Origin of the sequence: Pedococcus sp. 2YAF34, from assembly GCF_052114585.1 — a bacterium.
Lineage (GTDB): Bacteria > Actinomycetota > Actinomycetes > Actinomycetales > Dermatophilaceae > Pedococcus.
Map to the genome: position 1 here is coordinate 1 of NZ_JBFRFA010000112.1, position 439 is coordinate 439.

The following is a 439-nucleotide window of genomic DNA, read 5'->3' on the forward strand; positions in this document are numbered from 1 at the left end:
GCGCAGAACGTGCTGCGCACCTCGATGGAGCTCGGTGGCAACGCTCCGTTCGTCGTGTTCGACGACGCCGACCTCGACAAGGCCGTCGACGGGGCCATGCTCGCAAAGTTCCGCAACATCGGCGAAGCCTGCACGGCCGCGAACCGCTTCATCGTGCACGACTCGGTCGCCGACGAGTTCGCCCGCCGGGTGACCGAGCGGGTCGACCGCTTCCGGGTCGGGCGCGGCACCGAAGAGGGTGTGACCATCGGCCCGCTGATCAACGAGGACGCGGTCGCGAAGGCGCTCGCGCTCGTCACCGACGCGGTGTCCCGTGGTGCGCGTGTGCTCACCGGCGGCGACGAGATCGACGGGGACGGCAACTTCTTCGAGCCGACGGTCGTCACCGATGTCGTCGCAGGCAGCCGCATCCTGAACGAGGAGATCTTCGGCCCCGTGC

1 protein-coding gene is annotated in these 439 nt (G+C 69.0%); it reads left to right on the forward strand.

All coding sequences use genetic code 11. The annotated features are described in order from the left end of the window. The coding region (locus tag AB4Z02_RS19125) for an aldehyde dehydrogenase family protein (protein WP_441972952.1) at nucleotides 1-439 on the forward strand (439 nt) is incomplete at both ends.